This is a genomic window from Aromatoleum toluolicum, assembly GCF_012911005.2.
GTDB lineage: Bacteria > Pseudomonadota > Gammaproteobacteria > Burkholderiales > Rhodocyclaceae > Aromatoleum > Aromatoleum toluolicum.
On record NZ_WTVS01000190.1, the window covers coordinates 1 to 481 of the forward strand.

2 protein-coding genes are annotated in these 481 nt (G+C 59.5%); both read left to right on the forward strand.

The genetic code is table 11. The features are described from left to right. Positions 1 to 47 precede the first annotated feature (47 nt). On the forward strand, positions 48 to 173 hold the full coding sequence (locus GPA27_RS28310) for a copper-binding protein (protein ID WP_246261544.1): 126 nt from the start codon (positions 48 to 50) through the stop codon (positions 171 to 173). Then, positions 170 to 481: efflux RND transporter permease subunit (locus GPA27_RS28315; RefSeq protein ID WP_169143735.1), on the forward strand; the 312-nt coding region annotated here is incomplete at its 3' end. The genes GPA27_RS28310 and GPA27_RS28315, both read left to right, overlap by 4 nt.

Genomic DNA, 481 nt, shown 5'->3' on the forward strand with positions numbered 1-481 from the left:
CCCTTACCCACGAGGCCGTGCCTGAACTGAAGTGGCCCGGCATGACCATGCCATTCAAGTTGGCAAACCCAGAACTGGCAAAAGCACTGAAACCCGAGCAGCAGGTGAAGTTCACCTTCCAGCAGCAAGGCAAGGACTTCGTGATCACTGCCGTGGAAAGGATCAAGCCATGATCGCGCGTCTGATCCGCTGGTCGGTGGCGAACCGACTCCTGGTTCTGCTGGCGACCGTGATGCTTACGGCCTGGGGCGTGTGGGGTGTGCGCAGCACCCCCGTGGACGCTCTTCCCGATTTGTCGGATGTCCAGGTCATCATTCGCACTTCCTATCCCGGCCAAGCACCGCAGATAGTGGAGAACCAGGTCACATACCCGCTGTCCACCACCATGCTGTCCGTCCCGGGCGCCAAGACGGTGCGAGGTTTCTCGTTCTTTGGCGACTCATTCGTCTACATCCTGTTCGAGGATGGCACGGACCTGTAC